The 22963-nt window shown below is 58.6% G+C and carries 20 protein-coding genes, 2 tRNA genes and 3 pseudogenes; 8 read left to right on the top strand and 17 right to left on the bottom strand.

Annotation, left to right across the window (positions count from 1 at the left end; translation table 11 throughout):
• Positions 1-179: 179 nt before the first annotated feature.
• Entirely contained in the window at positions 180-461 is a 282-nt protein-coding gene (locus tag UF78_RS10135) for a hypothetical protein (RefSeq protein WP_230623597.1), read from the bottom strand.
• Positions 462-860: 399 nt separating this feature from the next.
• On the opposite strand from UF78_RS10135, the pseudogene UF78_RS22600 reads away from it, so the two are divergent.
• Positions 861-1125 (top strand): annotated as a pseudogene (locus UF78_RS22600) (Arm DNA-binding domain-containing protein); the annotation flags it as partial.
• 252 nt (positions 1126-1377) lie between these two features.
• Here the strand turns inward: UF78_RS22600 and UF78_RS10125 are convergent.
• The 4 genes and pseudogenes from UF78_RS10125 to speB all read right to left on the bottom strand — a co-directional run bounded on the left by UF78_RS10125 (position 1378) and on the right by speB (position 6174).
• A complete protein-coding gene (locus tag UF78_RS10125) occupies positions 1378-2811 on the bottom strand; it encodes an aldehyde dehydrogenase family protein (RefSeq protein ID WP_045162044.1) in 1434 nt (477 codons plus the stop codon).
• A 330-nt stretch (positions 2812-3141) separates the two neighbouring features.
• A pseudogene (locus tag UF78_RS10120) lies at positions 3142-4638 on the bottom strand (purine-cytosine permease family protein); the annotation flags it as partial.
• Positions 4639-4828: 190 nt separating this feature from the next.
• Complete coding sequence (locus UF78_RS10115; protein ID WP_045162043.1) at positions 4829-5218, bottom strand: YybH family protein; 390 nt, start codon at positions 5216-5218, stop codon at positions 4829-4831.
• Complete coding sequence (speB, locus tag UF78_RS10110; RefSeq protein ID WP_045162042.1) at positions 5215-6174, bottom strand: agmatinase; 960 nt, start codon at positions 6172-6174, stop codon at positions 5215-5217. The genes UF78_RS10115 and speB overlap by 4 nt, the downstream gene beginning before the upstream one ends.
• 150 nt (positions 6175-6324) lie before the next feature.
• On the opposite strand from speB, the gene UF78_RS10105 reads away from it, so the two are divergent.
• From UF78_RS10105 to UF78_RS10095, 3 genes are all read left to right on the top strand, one after another.
• A complete protein-coding gene (locus UF78_RS10105) occupies positions 6325-7218 on the top strand; it encodes a LysR family transcriptional regulator (RefSeq protein WP_045162041.1) in 894 nt (297 codons plus the stop codon).
• A gap of 403 nt (positions 7219-7621) precedes the next feature.
• Positions 7622-8230, top strand: a complete 609-nt coding sequence (locus UF78_RS10100; RefSeq protein ID WP_045162040.1) for a TetR/AcrR family transcriptional regulator — start codon at positions 7622-7624, stop codon at positions 8228-8230.
• Positions 8227-9468 (top strand): multidrug effflux MFS transporter, encoded by a 1242-nt coding sequence (locus UF78_RS10095; protein ID WP_045162039.1) that lies wholly within the window; start codon positions 8227-8229, stop codon positions 9466-9468. Before UF78_RS10100 ends, UF78_RS10095 begins: the two co-directional genes overlap by 4 nt.
• Before the next feature lie 178 nt (positions 9469-9646).
• On the opposite strand, the gene UF78_RS10090 is transcribed toward UF78_RS10095, so the two are convergent.
• The 12 genes and pseudogenes from UF78_RS10090 to arsB form a co-directional block, all read right to left on the bottom strand.
• Positions 9647-9925 carry a hypothetical protein gene (locus UF78_RS10090; RefSeq protein ID WP_052679298.1) on the bottom strand — a complete coding sequence of 93 codons (279 nt, stop codon included), beginning with the start codon at positions 9923-9925 and terminating at the stop codon, positions 9647-9649.
• Positions 9926-10047: 122 nt separating this feature from the next.
• Positions 10048-10887 carry an ABC transporter ATP-binding protein gene (locus tag UF78_RS10085; protein WP_045162038.1) on the bottom strand — a complete coding sequence of 280 codons (840 nt, stop codon included), beginning with the start codon at positions 10885-10887 and terminating at the stop codon, positions 10048-10050.
• On the bottom strand, positions 10884-11942 hold the full coding sequence (locus UF78_RS10080) for a FecCD family ABC transporter permease (protein WP_045162036.1): 1059 nt from the start codon (positions 11940-11942) through the stop codon (positions 10884-10886). Before UF78_RS10080 ends, UF78_RS10085 begins: the two co-directional genes overlap by 4 nt.
• The gene (locus tag UF78_RS10075; RefSeq protein WP_045162035.1) at positions 11939-12940 is read right to left on the bottom strand and encodes a FecCD family ABC transporter permease; all 1002 of its coding nucleotides are present in this window, start codon (positions 12938-12940) and stop codon (positions 11939-11941) included. The genes UF78_RS10080 and UF78_RS10075 overlap by 4 nt, the downstream gene beginning before the upstream one ends.
• Positions 12940-13848, bottom strand: a complete 909-nt coding sequence (locus UF78_RS10070) for an ABC transporter substrate-binding protein (RefSeq protein ID WP_045162034.1) — start codon at positions 13846-13848, stop codon at positions 12940-12942. Before UF78_RS10070 ends, UF78_RS10075 begins: the two co-directional genes overlap by 1 nt.
• A 487-nt stretch (positions 13849-14335) precedes the next feature.
• Positions 14336-14452: pseudogene (locus UF78_RS22595) on the bottom strand (type II toxin-antitoxin system RelB/DinJ family antitoxin); the annotation flags it as partial.
• A gap of 1012 nt (positions 14453-15464) precedes the next feature.
• Positions 15465-15538: transfer RNA gene (locus tag UF78_RS10065), tRNA-Cys, on the bottom strand.
• Positions 15539-15582: 44 nt separating this feature from the next.
• Positions 15583-15658, bottom strand: a tRNA-Gly gene (locus UF78_RS10060).
• A 69-nt stretch (positions 15659-15727) separates the two neighbouring features.
• Positions 15728-16285: a CDP-diacylglycerol--glycerol-3-phosphate 3-phosphatidyltransferase gene (gene pgsA / locus UF78_RS10055; protein ID WP_045162033.1), complete on the bottom strand. Its 558-nt coding sequence runs from the start codon at positions 16283-16285 to the stop codon at positions 15728-15730.
• 34 nt (positions 16286-16319) lie between these two features.
• Positions 16320-18140: an excinuclease ABC subunit UvrC gene (gene uvrC, locus UF78_RS10050; protein WP_423831468.1), complete on the bottom strand. Its 1821-nt coding sequence runs from the start codon at positions 18138-18140 to the stop codon at positions 16320-16322.
• Positions 18140-18784, bottom strand: coding sequence for a response regulator transcription factor GacA (gene gacA, locus UF78_RS10045; RefSeq protein ID WP_045162031.1), 645 nt, complete (start codon positions 18782-18784; stop codon positions 18140-18142). The genes uvrC and gacA overlap by 1 nt, the downstream gene beginning before the upstream one ends.
• A gap of 349 nt (positions 18785-19133) precedes the next feature.
• Entirely contained in the window at positions 19134-20210 is a 1077-nt protein-coding gene (gene arsB / locus UF78_RS10040; protein ID WP_045162030.1) for an ACR3 family arsenite efflux transporter, read from the bottom strand.
• 198 nt (positions 20211-20408) lie between these two features.
• Here arsB and UF78_RS10035 point away from each other — a divergent pair, with 198 nt between their 5' ends.
• The 4 genes from UF78_RS10035 to UF78_RS10020 are packed head-to-tail and all read left to right on the top strand — an operon-like array spanning position 20409 to position 22895.
• Positions 20409-20765, top strand: a complete 357-nt coding sequence (locus UF78_RS10035) for a metalloregulator ArsR/SmtB family transcription factor (RefSeq protein ID WP_045162028.1) — start codon at positions 20409-20411, stop codon at positions 20763-20765.
• 32 nt (positions 20766-20797) lie between these two features.
• Positions 20798-21511 (top strand): arsenical resistance protein ArsH, encoded by a 714-nt coding sequence (gene arsH / locus UF78_RS10030; RefSeq protein ID WP_045162079.1) that lies wholly within the window; start codon positions 20798-20800, stop codon positions 21509-21511.
• Between the two features lie 26 nt (positions 21512-21537).
• Positions 21538-21864 (top strand): YnfA family protein, encoded by a 327-nt coding sequence (locus UF78_RS10025; RefSeq protein ID WP_045162027.1) that lies wholly within the window; start codon positions 21538-21540, stop codon positions 21862-21864.
• Between the two features lie 23 nt (positions 21865-21887).
• Positions 21888-22895: an ArsJ-associated glyceraldehyde-3-phosphate dehydrogenase gene (locus UF78_RS10020; protein ID WP_045162026.1), complete on the top strand. Its 1008-nt coding sequence runs from the start codon at positions 21888-21890 to the stop codon at positions 22893-22895.
• Positions 22896-22963: the final 68 nt, after the last annotated feature.

The following is a 22963-nucleotide window of genomic DNA, read 5'->3' as shown; positions in this document are numbered from 1 at the left end:
TGCCAATGGAACGTGACGCCCTGGCCAGGCGCTACGCAATGTGGCTGAGCGCAACGACACGTCGCAGGTGCCGGCGCACGGCGGTGCTGCTGACGTGAGTGGCGAAACAAACCTCGAAAGATATCCGGCGAGCGGCCCAGCGGCACTAAAGCGCGTGCAGAGCGCGTAGCGCGCCAACGCTAGCGCGGGTTGGGCACGTCATCCATCTCGGCGTTGTCCACGTCGATGTCGGGGGTCTCACGCTCGATAGGCGCGCCATCGTTGCCATCTCGTGGACGCTCCAGCTCATTGCCCGGCAACTCATCGACGCCCGGCTGATCGTCAGGGTTTACATCGGTGCGTCCAGGACTCAACGGCGGTGCCGAACCGGGAATCACCACCCCATCGTCTTCGTTCTCGGCACGGGTGCCGGTAGGGAATTTGCTCAGCGGTTGGCGATCTTCACGCTCGATGCTCATCATTCACCTCTCTATTGCCCTGTACAGGTAAGAGGATCGACCAGCCTATGCGTTCAGGCGGATGAGCTGCCATTGGTCACTGTACGGGCCGGCCGGCCGTAGAAACGAAAAAACCGGCTGCAAAGGCCGGTTTTCGAGATGTCGCAACTATCGGATACGCCACACGTTTTGGTGCCCGGAGCGAGAATCGAACCCGCATACCCTTTCGGATGAGGGATTTTAAGCGGCAGCATGGCACTCGCGCCGGGTATTCCTTGGGCTTGGATACAGCTTGCTGCAGCAGGTTTTGCGGGGAATCCATGAATTAGATTATATGCCGGCGCGCGACGCAAACCGCTCCGGTTCCCTTTCGCCTGGCTCCTAGCAGGCTCCTGGAATCGGAGCCTTTCGGGAGAGCGCCTCATGGCAAAGATCAAACTGACTAAAAGCGTAGTGGTCATGGCTCAGGTCCAGACCGCGACGTTAAGCTCGGGACACAATCGTTCCGGGCTTCATGTGCAAGGTTACACCAGCCGACCGGAAGGTCTTTATGCTTCAGTACCGAGCGAACTCAGGCGTCCGCCGAAAGCCTGCGCTTGGCCAGTTCGGCGAGCTTACCGTCGAGCAGGCTCGTTCACTGGCTCAGGATTGGCTGGCCGAAGTCCGTCGTGGTGGTGATCCTGGGTTGACCACTACAGTGTTCACCATAGAAGACTCGGCAGTTAGCCTGATATTAAAGCGCCTCTGAAGACACCGTAAGGCGGTTGGCAAGCTGCTTGGTTGGAGCCATGCAGATGAAAGCTATTGCTTCGACAATGTGTGTGGAGTACGTCCCATTTGTCTTCATCCAATTCGTGTGAATCGACGGCTTGTCCCATGCGCCCCCATTCCTGCACATGCATTTGCCGAGTTGATAGTTTCTTGGGGCTCTCCAGCGAATTCAGCCAAGGCAGCGAGTCACATGCTTGACAGCCTGGTAGGCGGCAAGCCCCCAGGGGCCTAGTTCCCGGCCGATGCCGCTGCCCTTGTTGCCGCCCCATGAAGTTTCGACGAACACCGCTTGGATCGAGTTGATCCACACATGGCCGACCTCCATCGCCTCAGCAACGCGTTGGGCACGCTGCAGATCGGCGCTAGCGATGGTGGCAACCAGACCGAAACGACTATCGTTGGCCAAAGATATCGCCTCTGCTTCGCTGTCGAACCGGCGAACACAGAGCACCGGGCCAAAGATCTCCTCGACCCATAGACGGCTTTCGGTAGGCACGTCGACATAGAGCGTCGGTGCAACAAACCAGCCCTGCCCGACCTCAAGCGTGCCGCCAGCCAGGCATTTCAGATGTTCGTTCCGTCCGATACTGAGGTATTCCCCGACCTTTCGCCATTGGGCTTCGCTGCTCAGCGGCCCCATGTCGACTTCTTCATTGAGTGGGTTGCCAACGCTCAATCTGATCATCGCCTCTGCCAAGCGAGGCAGGAGTGCATCGGCAATGCCGTTCTGGATAAGAAGGCGGGAGGTGGCCGAACACATCTGACCCGCGTTCCAGCAGATACCTGCCATGATCCATTCGACAGCCTCATCGACGTTGCAGTCGTCGAATACGATGATCGCCGACTTACCGCCCAGCTCCAAAGTCACCGGCCGGCAATGCTCAGCAGCGCTGTGCATGACTCGGCTGCCCACGGCATTGCTGCCTGTGAAGGACAACTTGTCGAGCCCACGATGGGCACTCAGCGCACTGCCTATATCTGCCTTGCCGCCTACAACATTCAGCACGCCAGCAGGCAGGTCCAGCTCATCGGCAATCTCGCCATAGGTCTGCTCGATCAGTGGGGTGACCTCCGAGGGCTTCAATACCACTGTACAACCGGCAGCCAAAGCCGGTGCGATCTTCCAGGCGCTGGTCACCAATGGAAAATTCCAAGGCACGATCAGTCCAACCACCCCAATGGCTTCCAACCGGCTATGAGAGCTGAAGCCGGCTGCCGCCAATGAGACCGCACGGTTCTGCTGATCGGCCAAGCCATCGGCGAGGTCTGCGTAATAGGCGAAGGTCGCGACGGCGTCGTCAATGTCTACCTCGGCCTCGTGCCGCGGCTTACCGTTGTTGCGCATCTGCAGCTCGATCAGCGCATCTCGCCGCCGGCCTAAGCCATCAGCAAAACCTCGTAAGTAACATGCTCGCTCGCCAGGCTCGCTTGTTTTCCACTCAGGCAAGGCTTTGCGAGCCGCGGCTACGGCTTGGTCGACCTGGCGTGTGCTTGCGGCACGCAGCTCAGCAAATGGTTGGCCAAGGGAAGGATCGTAAACGCTGATGATGTCAGCGCCCTCTCCTTCAACCCAGTGGCCTCCGATGTAATGTGAGTTGCTCATGTTTGGCTCCAGCAGCCACGCCTGAGCGCGACGGAATATAGGATGCAATGTTAATAGCACCTGCCGGTGCATAACTCACAGGTAAAAACATATCCTTCGATAGCCATTCGCGTGCCAACCCAGTGGGTCGGCACGACTCATCACGGTGGCGCCTGACCCAGGCCACACTGGTGGTACGGCACCTGTGGCCGCGTCAGCAGGTTGCCCACAACAAAGGCAGTAAGTCCTATAGCCAGGCCGTTATATCGAGGATCATGATCCCGCCCCCATTTTACTAGCGGGGACATGGGCGTTCCGCGCTACGTCGGAAGAGCGGACGGCGACGCGATCAGCAATTCCGGCGTCGTCCAATGGATGCCTAGTGCCGCTTTTCAGGCGTATCCAGCGCGGGCCTGAAGGGCCGTAGACGTCGACCGGCTCAGGGAACAGATAGAGCAGGCTGAGATAGAGCACAGCCGCGATGCCCAGAGTGATCGGCAAACTGACGTCGATACCGCCTGCCAGCTCGCCCAGCGGTCCAACGAATTGACCAGGAAGATTGACGAAGCACAGCCCCACCGCCGCGCTGGGAATCCAGGCCCCGAGACCGCGCCAGTTCCAGCCATGCTGGAACCAGTAGCAGCCACCGTGCTCACCACGGGTGAATACCTGTAGATCATCGGAGCGATAGAAACCGCGTCGCACGATCAGACCGAGGATCATGATCACCATCCAAGGGCTGGTACACGTCACGATCAATACGGCGAAGGTTGAAACGCTCTGCACCAGATTAAAGGCGAACCGGCCGATGAAGATGAACGCGATGGCAGCCACACCGATCAACAAAGTGGCACCCGCTCGGCTCATCAGACGCGGGAACAGGCTCGACATGTCCAGCCCGGTACCGTACAGCGACGTGGTACCGGTAGACATGCCACCAATTACGGCTATCAGGCAGACCGGCAGGAAAAACCACGTCGGCGAGATGGCCAGCAAGCCGCCAACGTAATTGCTGGCTTCGATGTACTGCGGGGCCTGGGTCGCCACGAGGGTGGCGGTGCACAGACCGAACAGAAATGGGATCAGTGTGCCGGTCTGGGCGGCGAGCACTGCCAGCATGATGCGGCGCTTGGGTGTGTGCCGTGGAATATAGCGGGACCAATCGCCGAGAAAAGCGCCGAAGGAGACCGGGTTGCTCATGGCCAGCAGCGCACCACCGATGAACGCGGCCCAGAAACCTGACTGTTGGACGCTGACAGTTCCAGCGTAACCAGCGTCGAACGTCCCGGCAAAAGCAACAATACCGAGCAGAAATAACAGGCTGGACGCCCACACTGCGATCTTGTTGACCCATAGCATGAAGCGGAAACCGAAGATGCACACCACCAGTACCAGCATGGCGAACAAGCCGTAGGCTAGGCCAAGTGTTAGGTCTGTTTCTGGCAGGCCAATCAATCGTTTAGCTCCGCCAACCAGAGCGTCGCCAGAGCTCCACACCGAGAGCGAGAAGAACGCCACAGCGGTGAGCAATGAGAGGAAGGAGCCGACTATGCGTCCGTGTACACCGAAGTGGGCACCGGACGAGACAGCATTATTAGTGCCATTCAGGGCGCCGAACAAACCCATGGGAGCGAGAATCAGTGCGCCCACCGCTACGCCGAGGACGATTGCCCAAACGCCTGCCTGGAACGACAGACCGAACAGAACCGGGAAGCTACCAAGTACAGCTGTGGCAAAGGTATTAGCACCGCCGAATATCAGGCGGAACAGGTCAGAGGGAGTAGCATCGCGTTGGGAATCGGGAATCTGCTCGACACCAAAGGTTTCGATGCGCGTCGAATGGCTCATGTGTATCTCCAGTGCCTATCACATTTTTATTAGGTTGGCGCAGGCACGCCGACCGTTATTCACCCCCGACAGCCGCCAGGTGGTGGTGCATTGGCAGTACGGCTAAGCCGCGTGGGGGCCTAAAGGGCACCCGAAAGGTGTGTTATTCAGCACGGCGAGCTTCAGCTGGCTCGCTCGCGCACGTCTGTTTTCAACTCGCGCTTGGGGCAGACAAATGCTCGTGGCAAGCCAGCCAGCGTGCGCCGTCGTAGCGGAACACAATGGTCTCCCTTTCCCTGAGGTGCAGTTCCTCGCCGCCGGTGCGAATATGTGTAGCGACGTCATGGATGAAGATGGCGACATCGCCCTGCAGGCTAACGTGAGCGTTGCTTGAGCAGCAGCCGAGCACGGCAAACCCATCTGCCTGCCATTGCTGCCATAGCGCGCGGTATTCACAACGTGACAGCAGCGGTTTCTGCAAAGTATGGAAAACGAAAGTGGCATCCTCGCTGAAGCAGGCGAAATAGCCGGTCGTGTCGTTGCTAGCAAAGGCAGCTACCAGTTCACTTGCGGCTGTTATCACCTCGCTCTCACGACTCATCGCCGTACTACCCCTGGCAGCACGCAAAGCATTTCGTAGAGCAGGTTGGCGCCAAGCAGCGAAGTATTGCCTGTGGTGTCGTAGGGCGGTGACACCTCGACCAGATCGCAGCCGATCAGGTTCAAACCCTGGCAACCCCGAATGATTTCCAGCGCCTGAATAGTGGTCAGACCGCCCACTTCCGGCGTGCCAGTGCCTGGTGCCCAGGCCGGATCAATGCCATCGATATCAAAGGACAGGTATACCGGGCCGCCGTTAACTTTGGCTCGCACCTCTTCCATCAGCGGCGTCAGCGAACGATGCCAGCACTCCTCGGCCTGCACCACGCGAAAGCCCTGGGCACGGCTCCAGTTGAAGTCGTCGGCGGTGTAGCCCTGAGCCCGAAGTCCGATTTGCACCACCCGCTCACTGTCGAGCAGGCCTTCCTCCTGAGCGCGGCGAAAAGTTGTACCGTGGGCGATTTTCTCGCCGAACATGTGGTCGTTGACGTCGGCGTGTGCATCAACGTGTACCAGGCCGACCTTGCCGTACTTTCTCTTCATCGCCCGTAGGATTGGCAGCGTCAGGGTGTGGTCGCCGCCCAGAGTCAGCGGAGTGATGTCGCGCTCGAGGATGCCGTCGTAGTGCGCTTCGATGATGCGCACAGCGTCGAGCAGGTTGAAGGTATTGATTGGCACGTCACCTATATCGGCGACATTCAACGAATCGAAGGGCGCAGCGCCAGTGGCCATGTTGTAAGGACGGATCATTACCGATTCGCTACGGATCTGCCGGGGGCCGAAGCGAGTGCCAGAACGCAGCGAGGTGCCAATGTCGAGGGGGATGCCGATGAAGGCTGCGTCGAGCTTGTTCAACCCATCGGGCGTCTGCACATGGGGTAAGCGCAGCATGGTTGCGATCCCGCCGAAACGGGGCATCTCATTGCCGCCTACGGGCTGGTGGAGATTACTTTCCACGGAGAGCCTCACAATTGTTGAAGTTGTCTTGAGTCGATTCTGTTCGTGAAATGAGAGCAGGCAAATCTCTACAGGCAAAAATTCAGTTCAGAGATTTCTAAACTTTCGGCGGTAGACTGGCTGCATTGATAACTTGTCAGGAGCTTCAACATGCCGTCCGCATTGCCCGACATAAAGCTGCTGCGCATTTTCGCTTGTGTGGTCCGCAACCAGGGTTTCGCCGCGGCACAGCAGGAGTTGAACCTCTCTACATCAGCGATCAGCACTTACATGAGTCAACTAGAAGCGCTGCTCGGTATCTCCCTATGCCACAGGGGGCGGGGCGGGTTTAGCATGACCACCAAGGGAGAGCTGTTCCATCAAGAAACGCTGCGTTTGCTTGCTGAACTGGACGACTTCGAGCGCTATGCGGCCGCCCTCAAGGGTGAACTGCGCGGGACGCTAAACCTCGGCGTACTTGACTCGACGGTCAGCGATGCGTCTCTTCCGCTGGCTGAAGTGATTGGTGCCTACAGTGAGGAGCACCCGGCCGTACACCTGCACCTCGCGGTGCTTAGCCCCGCCGAGCTGCAATTGGGCGTGCTGGAAAATCGCCTGGACCTGGCTATCGGTGCCTTCTCGGTTCGTACAAATGGACTGATTTACCATGCGCTGTACCGTGAACAGCACTGGTTGTACTGCAGTGACCGCCACCCTCTGTACGCGCAGCGACGAATACCGGCTGAAGTAGTCAAACAGCAGCGCATGGTAGGTCGTGGTTACTGGAGCCAAACTGAGCTGGCGCGTCACGGCTTCAAGCACAGCGCCGCAACCGTAGAATCGATGGAGGCGCAGCTGATACTGATACTGTCGGGTGCCTATGTGGGTTATCTCCCAGAACACCATGCGCAGCAATGGGTAGATCGGAAGCGCCTGAAGGTGCTGTTGCCAGCCACATTCGGCTACCAAGCCCCCTTCACCCTTGCCCTGCGGCGAGGCCGCTCCCGCGAGCCGCTGATCCAGAGCTTCCGTGATCGACTCAATGCGCAGTTAAACCACGGATAGCTGTCGTCCTAGTGGCGTGAAGCAGACTCGAGGTTGATCTCTCGTCAACGCATTGATTGCCACGATCCACGGCGCTCACCACCGCCAGCCAACTCCGGCCCAAGCGGCCTTGTAGGATCAACAGTACTCAGCGCTGCGAGAGCGCTTGGCACCCTGCAAACCCTTTGGCGCGCGGATGCTCGCGCAATCGACCCAGCGCCGACCACTGTTGTATGGCGGCGCGTACCGTTAAGCGATCGGGGCGGCCACCGTGGAACGCGTGCCGGCTACGCATCAATCGAAACCTCCAATCGAACCGATCAATAATTTTAAGCTACCGGTCGGTAGTTAGCGAGTATGTTGCACGTTCTTGGCCAGCCCAACCGAGGTGAAGCCGTAACATATTCATATTGAAGGCAGCACTATGCATCCCCCAACCCCCGCGATGAAACGTGTCACGGATGCGGCAGGTAACCGATTTGCCGACCTGAGTTATGACGAAGTCTCGCTGAGCGACATTGCCAATGATCTCGGTATTCGCAAGGCGTCAATCTACTCGCACGTCGAGAGCAAGCAAGCGCTGTTTCTGACCGTCCTCGATGAAGCGTTTCAGGTAGAGGCAGCGTTTGCCCAGCAATGTTTTGATTCAGAATCGGCATCGTCGCTGCCGGGCATGCACTACTGCGAATCCCTGCCCAAGCGTTATGGCGAATCGATGCATATGCGCTTCCTATTGCGCAATGCATACCTCCCGCCAAAGAGTCTTTCCACTCGGGTTTCTTCCAGTTACGAAGACTACCTGCAGCGATTGCTTGAGGCTTTTATAAGCCAGTTGCGTCAGCGCTCAGCGACGGCACTGACCGAGCAGGATTTCTCACAGTTCGGCGATGCCTATCTGGGAATAATAGACAGCCTTCATGTTGAGCTTATTTATGTTGGTGCGCAGCGCTTTGAACATCGCCTGCGCGCTTTGCAAAGGCTGCTGTCCGCCGGTTTGGAGTTGGCAGAAAAGGTACGAGAGGAAATCAAATGAGCAACCCCACAACAGCTAACGCAGCCCAGCTCGGGGCTCCGTTGATTGTATTACTTGCGCTACTAACCGCCTTAGACGCTATGGCGATCGATATGTATCTGCCCGGCATGGCAAGTATCGCTGACGATCTAGGTGTCTCGGCCGGAAGTGTGCAGCAGACTCTTGCGATATTTCTCGCCGGATTAGCCATTGGCCAATGCATGTATGGACCGCTTCTGGACCGCTACGGACGTAGGCTACCGCTGCTTGCAGGGGTAGTGGTCTTTATACTGGGGTCCGTCGGTGCAGCCATGGCGCCAACGTTGGAATGGTTGCTGATTGCACGCTTCGTTCAAGCCATAGGTGCTGCAGCCGGGCTGGTTGCGCCCAGGGCCATTGTTGCGGATATGTGTGACGTCAATTCATCAGCGCGCATTTTTTCCCTACTGATGCAAGTGATGATGATCGCTCCCGTGCTGGCACCGATGATGGGTAGTTTTGTACTTACTCATGGTAGCTGGCGCATCATTTTCTGGGTTCTGGCGGCACTCGCCGTGGTGGGACTGGTTTGGGGCATGCGCTCGCTGCCAGAGTCGCTACCGAAGGAGCGTAGAGTGGCGCTGAGCGCCGGCAGTATCGTCCGCGGATATGCTCGGCAGATGCGCAGACGAGTATTCATGCTCTATACGCTGGCAGGTGGCTTTGTGATGAGCGCTCTGTTCACCTACATTAGTGGTGCGGCGTTTATCTTCACAGAGTACTTCTCGCTTAGCCCAGCGCTGTTCAGTTATTTGTTTGCTGCAAATTCCGTTGGACTGATCATCGGAGGCATGCTTTCCAACGCGTTGTTATCCCGTGGAGCTACAGCTGCTCGTGTCACCTACCTGGGGCTGGGCGTTCATACACTGGCTGGGGGACTGTTGTTCATCGCTGTGCTGGCCGGTGTAGCGCCTTTGCCGCTTTACGCAGGGCTATTAGGTATAGCCATTGGTGCATTGGGCCTGATCATTGGCAACCTGATTGCGCTTACGATGAACAACGGTGGAGCCCAGTCGGGAGTTGCCTCGGCATTGATGGGCACCATGCATTACCTGGTGGCCGCTGTGGTGGGGTACGTCGCAAGCCTTGCGGCTCAGCCAGCGCACGCCATGCCCCTGGCTCTTGCCCTTTGCGGTGTCGCTGGCATAGTTCTGTGTCGGCTCGCCGACGCCGGGGTGGAGCCTGATCAGACGGAGGCCGATGCGTACAACGCGGTGTAGCGTTCGTGAGTGACGCCTCGCATGGCTCGCCAGAGCGGTGAGCCATGCGGGTTGTTGACCCAGACAGTACTGCCCTCGATGCGTGGAGTTCTGATGCACCGAGCTGCTTGCGCCAGCGCGAAAGTCTGCCAGTGACATGCGGCTTAACTGAGCGGGGCTGACTCGCCTGTCCACGTCATCACGACAGCGTTTGATGCTGATAGTCGACGAAGTAGCAGCCCTGCCTGCCACGGTAGGTGTCGATAGCCGTGATGAGTCCGGCAACACTATCGCGAATTTCGACTGGGGCACTGTCACCGCCCATGTCCGTCTTGACCCATCCTGGATGCAACGCCAGTAAGCACGCTTCGGGGTGGTCCGCAGCGGAGCTCCAGCAGCGCAACAGACTGTTGAGTGCTGCCTTGCTCGCGCCAAACAGCGACATATCGCTAGCGCGGGCCAGCTCCACGCTGCCCATTTACGAACTCATGAACGTCAGCACCGATTCGGCTGGTCACCGAGCATCGCAAGTCGGCTTATCGGAGGTAAGTAGGTACTCCTGAATATCGAGAGGAGACTGCAAGGTGGGGGCATAGGGTGTTACGCCGCTGGCTGTTTAATTGAACGTGTGACGGCCGAGATTATAGGAGTGCCATGCAGCGGATCGCGGAGCATCGTGCATCTGACGCCGTAGAGCGCCTCGACTAAAGCCGGCGTAACGACGTCGTCAGGTATGCCTTGCGCAATCACGCGTCCCGCGTGCATAGCTACAAGATGATCGGCGTAACGGCAGGCACTCGTTAGATCGTGCACGACCATGACGATGGTTTTCCCCGCTGCGGCAAGCTGGCGAATCAGGTCGAAAACTTCGATCTGATGGCCCAGGTCGAGGGCCGATGTGGGCTCATCCAGCAGCAGCAAGGGAGTGTCTTGTGCGATGGCCATGGCGATCCAGGCTCGCTGACGTTGGCCTCCTGACATCGACTGTAAAGGGCGGTCGGCCAGCTCGGTCAGATTGGCGGCGTACAGAGCGGCTTCGATGACGGCCTGATCGTGCTCGCTCCATTGCTGGAGCAGCCTTTGATGTGGTTGTCGGCCGAAGCGGATCAGCTCAGCAACGGTTAGGCCATCCGGCGCGCTGGCTTCCTGTGGCAACAACGCCAGCTGTTGCGCAACCTCTCGAGTCGGCAGCTCGGTAATGGCCTTGCCATTGAGCAGCACGGCGCCACTGCTGGGCTTGTGCAGGCGCGCAAGCCCTGCAAGAAGCGTGGACTTGCCACAACCATTGGGGCCGACAATGGCCGTTACCTTGCCCTTGGGCAATAGCAAGTCGAGCCCTTCGATCACCGATGAGCCACCGTAGCCCATGCAGAGGGCACTGGCCTCCAGCCGGACGTCGATGGCGTTTCGTTCTGTGAGGATGCTGGGAAGTTCGCTCATGAGAGGGTCCGAGAAGGTTGACGTAGCAGAATCCAGATCAAATAAGGCCCGCCTACGATTGCCATGATGATGCCTACAGGGATCTCGATTGGAGCGAGCACGGTGCGGCCCACCCAGTCGGCGATGATCATCAACAGCGCACCGCTAAGCGCAGCGTTGATAACGGGTACTCCGTGTTGTCGGCATAGGTAGCGAGCCATCTCGGGTGCAACTAACGCGATCAACCCGACCGGGCCTACTACCGCGACGGCCAAGGCGGTCAGCCACACGGTCAGTACGAGCGTCAGCACTCGCATCAACTGCAGGCGGGCTCCAAGCCCGATTGCCACATTGTCAGAGAATCGCATCAGGGCCAGGGGCCGGGTCAGCAGCTTGGCCGCTGGGAGGCCGATCGCCAGGCCTATACCCAACAGGAACACTGCTTGCTCGGGGCGTGCGTTAAGGCTTCCAATTGTCCAAGGGTAAGCGGCGTTGGCTGCATCGATGTCAGTACGCGCCAGCATCAGGTTCGTCAGCGCACCGAACAGCACGCCGATCGCGATACCCACGACGATGAAGCGATAACCCCGCGCGCCTGAGCCCATGGCTAGAGCGAACGTCAAGGCTGCCGCCGTGGCCGCACCGGACAGGGCCAGCATCGATGGAGCGATGCTGGTTGGGATGGCCACGATAGAGGCGACGGCAAAGGCGGTCGCGCCGTCGTCAATGCCGATAACGCCGGGCGTAGCCAGACGGTTGCGGGCCAGCGTCTGCAAAAGGCAGCCCGCAGCACCGAGGGCCGCCCCGCTGAGCAAGCCCGCATTGAGCCTGGGTAAGCGCAACTCACGGACAAGTAGTAGGTGAATCGGCTCCCCGTCACCAAAGGCAGCACGCAGTGCCTGCCACTGGCTAAGCCCCGGCGAACCTGCGGCCAATAGCCAGCCCACCGTCAAGATCAGGGCAAGGCACAGGCAGGCGGCAACCAGCATGCTGCGCCGGTGGACGAGGAAGGACAGCGAGGCAAATCGCAGTAAGCAATAGCCGCCTGAAGCGTGCATGAGGGAGGCTTGGTTCATAACGTCGGCAACCTATGGCTGCGCACTACGGCAATTAGAATCGGGGCGCCGACGAAAGCGGTGATAACCCCCACTGGAAGCTCATATGGGCGAACCGCAAGACGAGACACAACGTCGGCAAACAGCACAATGCACGGGCCAATCAGTATCGCAAGCGCGAAGGTTCGGCGAATGTCGGTACCGACCAGACGCCGGGCAATGAACGGTACGACCAGGCCGACGAATCCGATCGGTCCGGCCGCAGCAGTGGCCGTGCCGACCAACAGGGCCACTGACAGCAGCGTGATCAGGCGTGTCATTTGCGGATGATGACCCAACCCGCTCGCGACGCGCTCGCCTAGAGAAAGCGCGGCCAATGCTGGGATAAGAGGTAGAGCCAGCAAGAGACCGGCAATAAGTCCAGGTAGGCTCCAGCCAAAGGTGTCCAGTGGCCGTCCGGCAAGCGCGCCAATCACCCAGAAGCGCATCTCGTCTGCGGTGCGCTGATCCTGGAGCAGCAGCATGTTGCTAAGCGCCATGAGCAATCCCGAAAATGCTGCCCCCGCGAGCACCAAGCGCACCGGATCCTCGCCAACGCCGCGCATCTGCGTCACTAGCAAGACCAGCACGCAGCCTACAAGGGCACCGCCAACAGCAACCAGCAAGTTGAGGGAGGCTGCGCTAGCACCCAGCGCAATGGCCAGCACCACCGCAAACGAGGCGCCTGCACTGACGCCCATGAGGCCGGGCTCGGCCAGTGGATTTCGCGTCACTGACTGCAGCAGCAAGCCGGCAGCGCCAAGCGCCGCGCCAACAAGCAAGGCCAGCTCAGTGCGAGCCCACCTCAATTCGTATACAACGAACTGCGCTTGTTCATCGGCTGCGCCAGCAAGCGCGAGCAGGCTGCGCGACACACTGACATCGCCAGCCCCGAATACCAGACTCGCGAGGCACAGCAGTAAAAGGGAGAGCCCTGTAACTGCCAATGCGCGCGACAAAGGAAGCTTGGCGCTATGCATCAGTCGAGCAGGGCCTTCTCTACATCGTCCAGGATGCGGTGCGCTGCAAGATACCCCGCACTGCTGCTCCATATCTGACCATCAACCGACACGACATGCCCGTTTTTAACTGCACCCAAACGATTGAAGGCGGGTTGTTTGCGGGCTTCTTCCAGCGCCTTCTGACCATCACTGTTGAGTGTGGCGAGGAAGATCCAGTCGGCGTCGGCCTTGCTGAGATTTTCCAAGCTAAGGATGTCCGTATGCGGCTTCTTTGTTTGGGTCGATAGCTCGTTTGGCTTGAGCCCTACCGCATCCAATAGCTGGCCGACAAACAGTCGGCTAGACATGATGAAAGGACCCTGGGGATTCCAGCGAATTACGCTGACCTGGGGACTACCGGAAAGGCGTTCACGTAGCGCTACCGAACGGGCATCGATTTCATCTTCCAGTGCCGCGCCTTCATCCTGTTTATCAAGCGCCAGGGCGTAGAGGCTATTGACTGTCCGCCAGTCTTGAAATGAACCGCCTTTGGGCACAATGGTCGGGGCGATCAGGCTGAGTCGGTCGTACTGCGCCCTAGGCAACTCGGAGGACGCCAGGATGAGGTCCGGCTGCAAAGTCAGAATCGCTTCAAGATTCGGTTCGCGGACGCTACCGACAAGAGCGATCTTGCCAGCTTTATCCTTAAGGTAATCCGGTACATCGGTACCGCCCCGGCTCGCTAAGGCACCCACAGGCTGAACGCCAAGCGCAAGTGCTACATCCAACGCGTTTTCATCGAGCGCAACCACGCGCTGGGGTACGCCGTTGAGCTTGACAGGCCCGTATACGCTATCGACAACACGTTCGGCAGCCTGCAACTGTGTGCAAAACAATAGTGAGGAAAACATAATCCCAGCTAACGCTCGGAACGAGAAGTTACGCATTGGATGTACTCCGAAAGGGACCGTACAGGTGACTGTCTGAAAGACAACCCACTAAAGGTCGTGGATTCTAATGGCAATCACTCGCATTTACGAGGGTTTACATTCGTAAATGAATGTTTTATTCCGGCGCTGTTACGCAGGATTCGTAGCCACGTGGCGGTCCTACGCTGCACTAGATAGGCAACAACGGAGTTGATTGTTAATAGACAGCAGTCCCGCCGCATTCGGGATAAGTCATGTACCAGTTGAATCGTGCGGGTGTGTTGCGTGGCGTTTTTGTGAATCTAAGCGGCTGTTATTGGCCGAGATAGCGCATTTTTGCGGCAGGTTTGTTTGTGGCCGGAGGTTCGCAAGGCCGGCCTCACCTCAGTTGGCGGGGTGGGTGCTCGTCTCACTCTCGGTAGAGCTTGGTGGCCAATCTTGAACCGACATGAACATCAAATATCACTTCATTCCATTCTTTAATGCGCCCGCGTCAAACACCAGGCTATAGATCATCCAGCGCTACCTTCACGCGCTGGGACGCTTCAAGACGCTCACGAACCGCGACGATCAACGCTTCATCTTCCTTGGTCATCAGCACTGGACGAAATGACAGCTGCCCAACTTAGTAGACCCTGGCCACAAAACCTCAATCGATATCGAACGACTTCGTCGTAGCGGCAGCTTGCCAGGTAGCCGGCACGGAATCACATAGCCTCGCGACGATAGTCCGCGCTGCTTTGAGGCATCAACCCGCAGATAAGGTAGGCCATATGCGAATCGCCATAAAAAAGCCGACCTTGCATCTACAAGGTCGGCTTTCAAATTGGTGCCCGAGGCCGGACTCGAACCGGCACGCCTTACGGCGGGGGATTTTCTTCCCACTTCGGCTTTCACCGCCGCCCAGCAAGTTGCCGAACGTTCGTGGGCTGGAGCACGCCTTCACCATAGCCTTGCGGCCGTAGGTGCCCGCCGTCTGCTCTCTACACCTTCCCAAGCAGGGCTTGGGCTTGGCTCGGCGTTGGCTCGGACACCGAAGGGTCCAGGGCTTTCGCCGAATTTGACGGGCTTCACTTCGGACGTTTCCCTCCGAAGGCTCAAATTGTTTAAGTCCCCTGTGTCTACCGATTTCACCACTCGGGCGTAGTGTGCAACGCGTAAATTCACGTACCGCAATCTATTGGCACCTAGCTGACACCTAGTCCGAAAAAACGAACTACGACGCTACCGCCTACTGCTCGCAACCCCTTGCCCACCGGCTTTTGATCCCAGCGGAAAAAGCAAAAAAGCTTTACACGGGAAATTTTAAGTTCCTTGCGTCTACCAGTTTCGCCATCCGGGCAGACGGTGAGCGCGATGCTCGATCGCGGCGCAGGACTATAACCAGCCACCCGTCGAGGTGCAACCCGAACGGCACGCCGGAGATGGAAGAGCTGCGTTCAGCGCGACAGGAGCCAGGATCAATCCAGTGCTCGGATTTGGTTGTGCAATGGCTCGCTGCAGTTCCGTTAGCGGGCTCCTCGACCAAGCATTGGACGACCAGACACCTCTGAATCGGAAGCGCCAGAATACCCAACCCGCCGAATCGAAGGCATAAAAAAACCGCAAGCTTGCGCTTGCGGTTTCTTCACTAATGGAGGCCGATGTCGGAATCGAACCGGCGTACACGGATTTGCAATCCGCTGCATAACCACTCTGCCAACCGGCCTCAAAACGATGACGCCGCATATTGCGGCGTCATCGTCAACAAACTGGAGCGGGAAACGAGACTCGAACTCGCGACCCCGACCTTGGCAAGGTCGTGCTCTACCAACTGAGCTATTCCCGCATCGTCTTGGTGACGGGCGCCATTTTATAGTTTCAGCGCCCCCCGTCAAGCCTTTGATTAAAAAAGTTTTTATTTCTTTTCTGTAGGACTTAGGTGGGGCCAGGCGGCCATCAGGTAATTGATCATCGACCACAAGGTCAATGCGGCAGCGATGATTAGCAATGCATAGCCAAGCCCTACCCAAACAGTTACCAGTGGCGGGTTGGCTAAAAGGATCACCAGCGCCACCATCTGCGCCGCCGTTTTCCATTTACCCAGGCTGGAGACCGCCACCTGGGCCCGCGCGCCCAGTTCCGCCATCCACTCACGTAGAGCCGACACCACGATCTCGCGTCCGATGATGATGGCCGCCGGTAAGGTCAGCCAAAGGTTCGAATGTTCTTCGACCAGTAACACCAGTGCCACCGCCACCATCAGCTTGTCCGCGACCGGATCGAGGAAGGCACCGAATGGCGTGCTTTGCTGGAGCCTACGGGCGAGGTAACCGTCCAGCCAATCGGTAAGCGCGGCAACGGTGAACACGGCGCTCGAGGCTAAATAGCTCCAGTGGAAAGGAAGATAGAACAACAGGACGATAATCGGTATCAGCAGTACACGTAGCACGGTGAGAATATTTGGAATGTTCATCGATACCACTGATCCGCAGATTTAGGGGGCGATTCTACTCACTGTGCAGAGCGGCATAAATCGATTCGGCGAGCTTTTTGCTGATCCCGGGCGCCTTGGCGATTTCATCGAGACTGGCGCGGCAGAGTTCTTGAAGACCACCAAAGTGCTTGAGCAGTTCGCGACGACGTTTCGGTCCGATGCCCGGCACACCCTCCAACGTAGAGGTCGTTCGCGTCTTTGCGCGGCGTGCGCGATGGCCAGTGATGGCGAAACGGTGAGCCTCGTCGCGTACTTGCTGGATCAGATGCAACGCCGGGGAATCGCCAGGCAGCGTGAATTCATGCGCGGCGTCATTGAGATAGAGCGTCTCCAGACCGGGTTTACGCGTCACGCCCTTGGCCACGCCCAGCAGGATCAGCTCCGGCACGGCAAGCTCCTGCAGGACCTCGCGGGCCATGTTCAACTGCCCCTTGCCGCCGTCCACCAGCAATATGTCAGGGAGCTTGCCCTCCCCCTCGGCGGCTTTCTTGAATCGCCGTGAGAGCGCCTGATGCATCGCTGCATAGTCATCGCCGGCAGTGACACCTTCGATGTTGTAGCGACGGTAATCAGATTTCAGCGGCCCTTCCGGGCCGAATACCACACAGGACGCGACCGTGGCCTCACCGCTGGAATGGCTGATATCGAAACATTCCAGGCGGGTGGGCAGTTCGTCCAGCTCCAACGCCTCGGCCAGGGCCTGGAAACGGGCCGCCAAATGTTGACGGTTCGCCAACCGCGCCCCGAGTGCCTGCTCGGCGTTGGTCAGGGCCAGCTGCTGCCAGCGTGCCCGGGTTCCACGAACACGATGAGTGATCGTCAGCTCGACGTCGCGCAGCTCTGCAACCGCGCTGATCAAGGTATCGAAGTCTTCGTGAACCGTATTGACGATCAGCTCCGCGGGGAGATCGCGCTCCATGGAGCTGAGGTAGTACTGCTCCAGGAATGCCTGGAGCACGTCGCTGACGCTCTCTTCGATGGCGACCTGCGGGAAGAAATTCTTACTGCCGAGAACCCGCCCGCCACGCACGCTAATCAAATGCACACAGGCACCGCCTGGGCTCACCACGGCGGCGACGATATCGACGTTACCGCTGCCGCCTTCCATGCTCTGTTGATCTTGCACGCGACGCAGAATGCCGATCTGATCGCGAATCTGCGCGGCGCGCTCGAAATCGAGCGCCGCCGCTGCCTTCTCCATGTTCTTCGACAGCTCCTCGGCCAGGGCATTGCTGCGCCCCTCCAGGAACATCACAGAATGCCGGACATCTTCTGCATATTCGTCGGCGTCGACCAGCTTCACGCAAGGTGCCTTGCAACGCTTGATCTGATACTGCAGACAAGGTCGGGTGCGGTTGCGGTAGTAGCTGTCTTCGCATTGGCGCACGAAGAAGGCCTTTTGCAGCAGACCCAGGCTTTCGCGAATTGCGCCGGCGCTGGGGTACGGGCCGAAATAACGTCCCGCCTCCTTCTTTGCACCGCGATGAATACTGAGCCGAGGAAATTCGCCGCTCGAAAGAAACACGTAGGGATACGACTTATCGTCGCGCAGCAGGATGTTGTAAGGCGGGCGCCACTGTTTGATCAACGTCTGTTCGAGCAGCAGCGCTTCGGTTTCATTCGCCGTGATAGTGGTTTCGACCTGCGCGATGCGGGCTACCAGCGCGGCGGTTTTAGGCGCCTGCCCGGTCTTGCGGAAATAACTTGCCAGACGCTTCTTGAGATTTTTCGCCTTGCCCACGTAGAGCAGCTTGGCGTCGGCATCGAACATCCGGTAGACGCCGGGACGTCCGCTGCAGGAAGCCAGAAAAGCGGAGGAATCGAAGCCGCTCATCAATTGATGGTGTCGACCATGCCGTGACGGACGGCGAGCAGCGCCAACTCGACGTCGCTGGTCACCGAAAGCTTTTCATAGATGCGGTAACGGTAAGTGTTGACCGTTTTCGGCGACAGGCAAAGCTTGTCTGAAATGGTCTGTACCTTCTGGCAGTTAGCGATCATCAGGGCAATCTGGATCTCCCGCTCGGAGAGAAGATCGAAGGGTGAGCCGTTGACCTTCGGCTGAAACGATTTAAGTGCCAGTTGCTGGGCGATCTGTGGACTGATGTAGCGCTGCCCGGCAAAGACCATGCGAATCGCCTGAATCATCTCGTCGAGCGCCGCGCCTTTCGTCAGGTAACCGGCGGCGCCCGCCTGTAACAGTCGCGTAGGGAAGGGATCTTCTTCGCAGATAGTGACAGCGATGACTTTGATGTCCGGGTGGCTGCGCAGGAGCTTACGGGTGGCCTCGAGGCCGCCAATGCCCGGCATTTTGACATCCATCAGCACGACGTCCGGCTTGAGCTCCCGCGACTTCTTGAGCGCAATCTCGCCGGATTCCGCCTGTCCGACTACCTGTAGGCCATCGATATCGGCAAGCATTCGGGAAATGCCTGTGCGCACTAGATCGTGGTCATCGACCACAAGCACCCTAATCAAGCAGACACCTCTTTCTGTGCAAATTCAAAGCTGGCTGACTGCTCGCTTCGCAAGCGGCGGACTTTAACAAAAAACACATCGGCTTACCCAGACCATACATCGCTTTATGGCCATATGGCATCACCCCTCCACCCACAGCCTGCTCCTTTATGGGAGCATCAGAGGCCAGATGCAAGCCTGACTCATTGATCAACATAGCCTGAAACCGGCGGTGCCGCTTTTTGTCTGCCCGCCTCGTCAGCCCTGGGGTTGCTGCCCGAGCTGAATCGCTCGTGGGTCGTCTGACTGACAATCGGCTGCTCAGGAATTTAGGCCGTATGGGTTGATCGCACCTGCGATCGAACAGGAGTCATGGCTGGCGCAGAGCTCGGCTGTACCACGCGCGACTTTGATTGACCGTACGGACCAGCCAGAGCATGACCGGCACTTCGATCAGTACGCCTACCACCGTGGCGAGCGCCGCCCCTGAGTCGAATCCGTACAGCACAATGGCGACCGCTACCGCCAGCTCGAAGAAATTAGACGCGCCAATCATCGCAGAGGGGCCGGCGACGTCATGGCGGACCTGCCATTTACGATTCAGCCAATAGCCGAGGCCCGCGATGAATAACGTCTGCAAAAAGATTGGCACCGCCAGCATGGCGATGATCAATGGTTGTTCGACGATCGCCTCGCCCTGGAACGAAAACAACAGAACCAGTGTGACCAACAGTGCCGCGATCGAAAACGGCGCGCTGCCAGTCAGCGCTGCCTGGAATGCCGCTGCCCCTCGCCGGATCAGCCGGGCACGAATGAACTGGGCGATGGCCAGTGGGATCACGATATACAACAACACAGAGAACAACAGCGTATCCCAGGGCACCGGAATGGATGACACACCCAATAGCAAGGCCACGATCGGAGCAAAGGCGAACACCATCACCAGATCATTGAGTGCCACTTGGGTGAGGGTGAAATTCGCGTTGCCGTTGCAGAGGTTGCTCCAGACAAAGACCATCGCCGTGCAAGGCGCAGCGCCCAGAAGGATCAGCCCGGCCATGTAGCTGTCCAGCTCGGCTGCAGGTAGCCAGGGAGCGAACACATGTTTGATGAATAGCCAGCCGAGCAACGCCATAGTGAAGGGCTTAACGGCCCAGTTGACAAACAGCGTGACGCCCATGCTCACGCGCTGGGCATACACCTCGCGCAGCGAAGAGAAATCGATCTTCATCAGCATCGGAACGATCATCACCCAAATCAGCAGGCCGACCGGAATGTTTACATGGGCGATTTCCAACCCGCCCACAGCACGCGCAGCGGTCGGCGCATAGAGCCCGAGCAGCGTTCCGGCGACGATGCAACAAAACACCCAGACCGTCAGAAAACGCTCGAAGAAACCGAGCGACGGCGCCCCAGATCTTTTGTCGACTTCACATTGACTGGACATTCGGAATCCTGGTTTCGGGGTAACAACTGACATACGCTGTTTGATATGTTTATAGTCGCAAAGCGTAGCGCTTTCGGCCCCTTAAGCATAGCCGTCTTAGGTCCTAAGCTGATTGATCGAAGACAACGAAACCTTTACCTAATATGCCGAAACAAATATATTCGCAAAACCATATCTTCTCGATGGCACCGACTCTCGATGATCGAGCACTTGACCCCTACCACCGTTTTCAAATGTCTGGCCGACGAAACCCGTGCGCGGATGACGTTGCTCATCGCCCGCGAAGGTGAACTGTGCGTCTGCGAACTGACCTGTGCCCTGGATGAGATCCAGCCCAAAGTCTCCCGCCACCTGGCGCAGCTCCGCAATTGCGGATTGCTGGCCGACCGGCGCCAGGGCCAGTGGGTGTACTACCGCCTCCATCCGCACCTGCCTGACTGGGTTCATCAAATGCTTCAGACCATCCTCAACGCCAACAAGCACTGGCTGGCGTCCAGCAGCCAGCGTCTGGATGCCATGCGCAACCGACCTGAACGCACCTCCGTATGTGGCTGAGCGAACAAGGAGCCCACATGACCGATACCGATCTGCAGTCGCATTTACCCAACATCGAAGACGAGTCGTTCGCCCTTCCCAACTTGGAAAGGCTCGGTTATTCAGGTGACCTGCCCCATCCGCCGCGGATTCTTCTGCTGTACGGTTCGAACCGCGAGCGCTCGTTCAGCCGTCTGATGGTCGACGAAGCCTCGCGTTTGCTGCGGCGGCTTGGCGCCGAGACCCGTATTTTCGATCCGTCAGGGTTGCCATTGCCCGACGACGCGCCAGACACGCATCCGAAGGTCAAGGAGCTGCGCGATCTGATGACTTGGTCGGAAGGTCAGGTCTGGTGCTCTCCGGAGCGGCACGGTTCGATGAGCGCTGTATTCAAGGCGCAGATCGATTGGGTTCCTCTCGCCCTTGGCGCTGTTCGGCCCACGCAAGGCAAAACCCTCGCGGTGATGCAGGTCTGCGGCGGCTCGCAGTCGTTCAACGTGGTCAATCAGCTGCGCGTGTTGGGTCGCTGGATGCGTATGTTCACCATCCCCAATCAGTCGTCGGTGCCCAAGGCATTTCTCGAGTTCGACGACGCTGGCCGCATGAAGCCGTCCGCCTTCTATGACCGACTGGTTGACGTCATGGAGGAGCTGATGAAATTCACCCTTCTATTACGCGGCCGTCAGGACTATCTGGTCGATCGCTATTCCGAACGCAAGGAGTCGGCTGAAGCTTTATCCCGACGCGTCAACCAGCGCTCCATCTGAACCACGCGCCACTTAGCGAGACCTGAATGCTCAATACCGTTGCGCTGTTCGCCATCACCGCCGTTGCGGAAATCATCGGCTGCTACCTGCCCTATCTCTGGCTCAAGCAAGGCAAGAGCATCTGGCTGCTGGTACCCGCCGCCCTGTCGCTGGCCCTGTTTGCCTGGTTGTTGTCGCTGCATCCGACCGCCGCGGGGCGGGTGTATGCGGCCTACGGTGGCATCTACGTTGGCGTGGCGATGCTCTGGCTGTGGCTGGTGGACGGCGTGCGGCCAACCTACTGGGACCTGCTCGGCTGCGCCGTGGCCTTGCTCGGCATGGCAATCATCATGTTTGCCCCACGAACGACCTGAATCATATAGATGGAGTGGCTTTCATGACGATCAAAGTAGGCATCAACGGCTTCGGCCGTATCGGACGTCTGGCCCTGCGCGCCGCCTGGGCCTGGCCAGAGCTGGAATTCATCCGCATCAACGACCCGGCCGGCGATGCCGCCACTCATGCCCATCTGCTGAACTTCGATTCGGTGCATGGCCGCTGGCAGCACGAGGCGCGCAGCGCTGACGACTGCCTGGTGATCGAGCGCAAGCGGATCCGAGTGACCGCGAACAAGGCGATCGCAGACAGCGACTGGTCCGATTGCGATCTGGTGATCGAAGCCAGCGGCAAGATGAAGACCGTCGAAATTCTGCAAGACTATTTACGGCAGGGCGTGAAACGCGTCGTGGTCAGCGCGCCGGTCAAAGAAGCCGGTGCTCTCAATATCGTCATGGGCGTCAACGACGAGTTGTTCGATCCTGCGCAACACCGTATCGTCACCGCCGCGTCTTGCACCACCAATTGTCTGGCACCGGTAGTCAAGGTGATCCACGAGCATCTGGGCATCCGTCACGGTTCGATCACTACCATTCACGACCTGACCAATACCCAGAGCATCCTAGATCAACCACACAAGGATCTGCGACGGGCGCGCGCGTCGGGCATGAGCCTGATCCCCACTACCACCGGTTCGGCGACAGCCATCGCAGAGATCTTTCCCGAACTACGCGGCAAGCTCAACGGCCACGCAGTGCGTGTTCCGCTGGCGAACGCCTCGCTAACCGATTGTGTATTCGAGGTGGAACGCCCGACTAGCATCGATGAGGTCAACCAGTTGCTGCAGGCGGCCGCGAGCGAAGGCCCCCTCCGGGGCATCCTGGGTTACGAAGAGCGCCCACTGGTTTCCATCGACTACCGTACCGATCCGCGATCCTCGATCATCGACGCGCTGTCGACCATGGTCGTCAATGGAACTCAGGTGAAGCTCTACGCCTGGTACGACAATGAGTGGGGCTACGCCAACCGTACCGTTGAACTAGCGCGCAAAGTCGGCCTGACCGGCTAACGAACCGACAACGATCGGGCTCGGCCTGATCGCGGCATTCGCTCAGCTCCGCCACGAATCGCACCGCT

Source organism: Stutzerimonas stutzeri (assembly GCF_000952685.1).
GTDB classification, from domain to species: domain Bacteria; phylum Pseudomonadota; class Gammaproteobacteria; order Pseudomonadales; family Pseudomonadaceae; genus Stutzerimonas; species Stutzerimonas stutzeri_E.
Note: the sequence above shows the minus strand (reverse complement) of the source record. Positions and strands in the feature narration are given on the sequence as shown.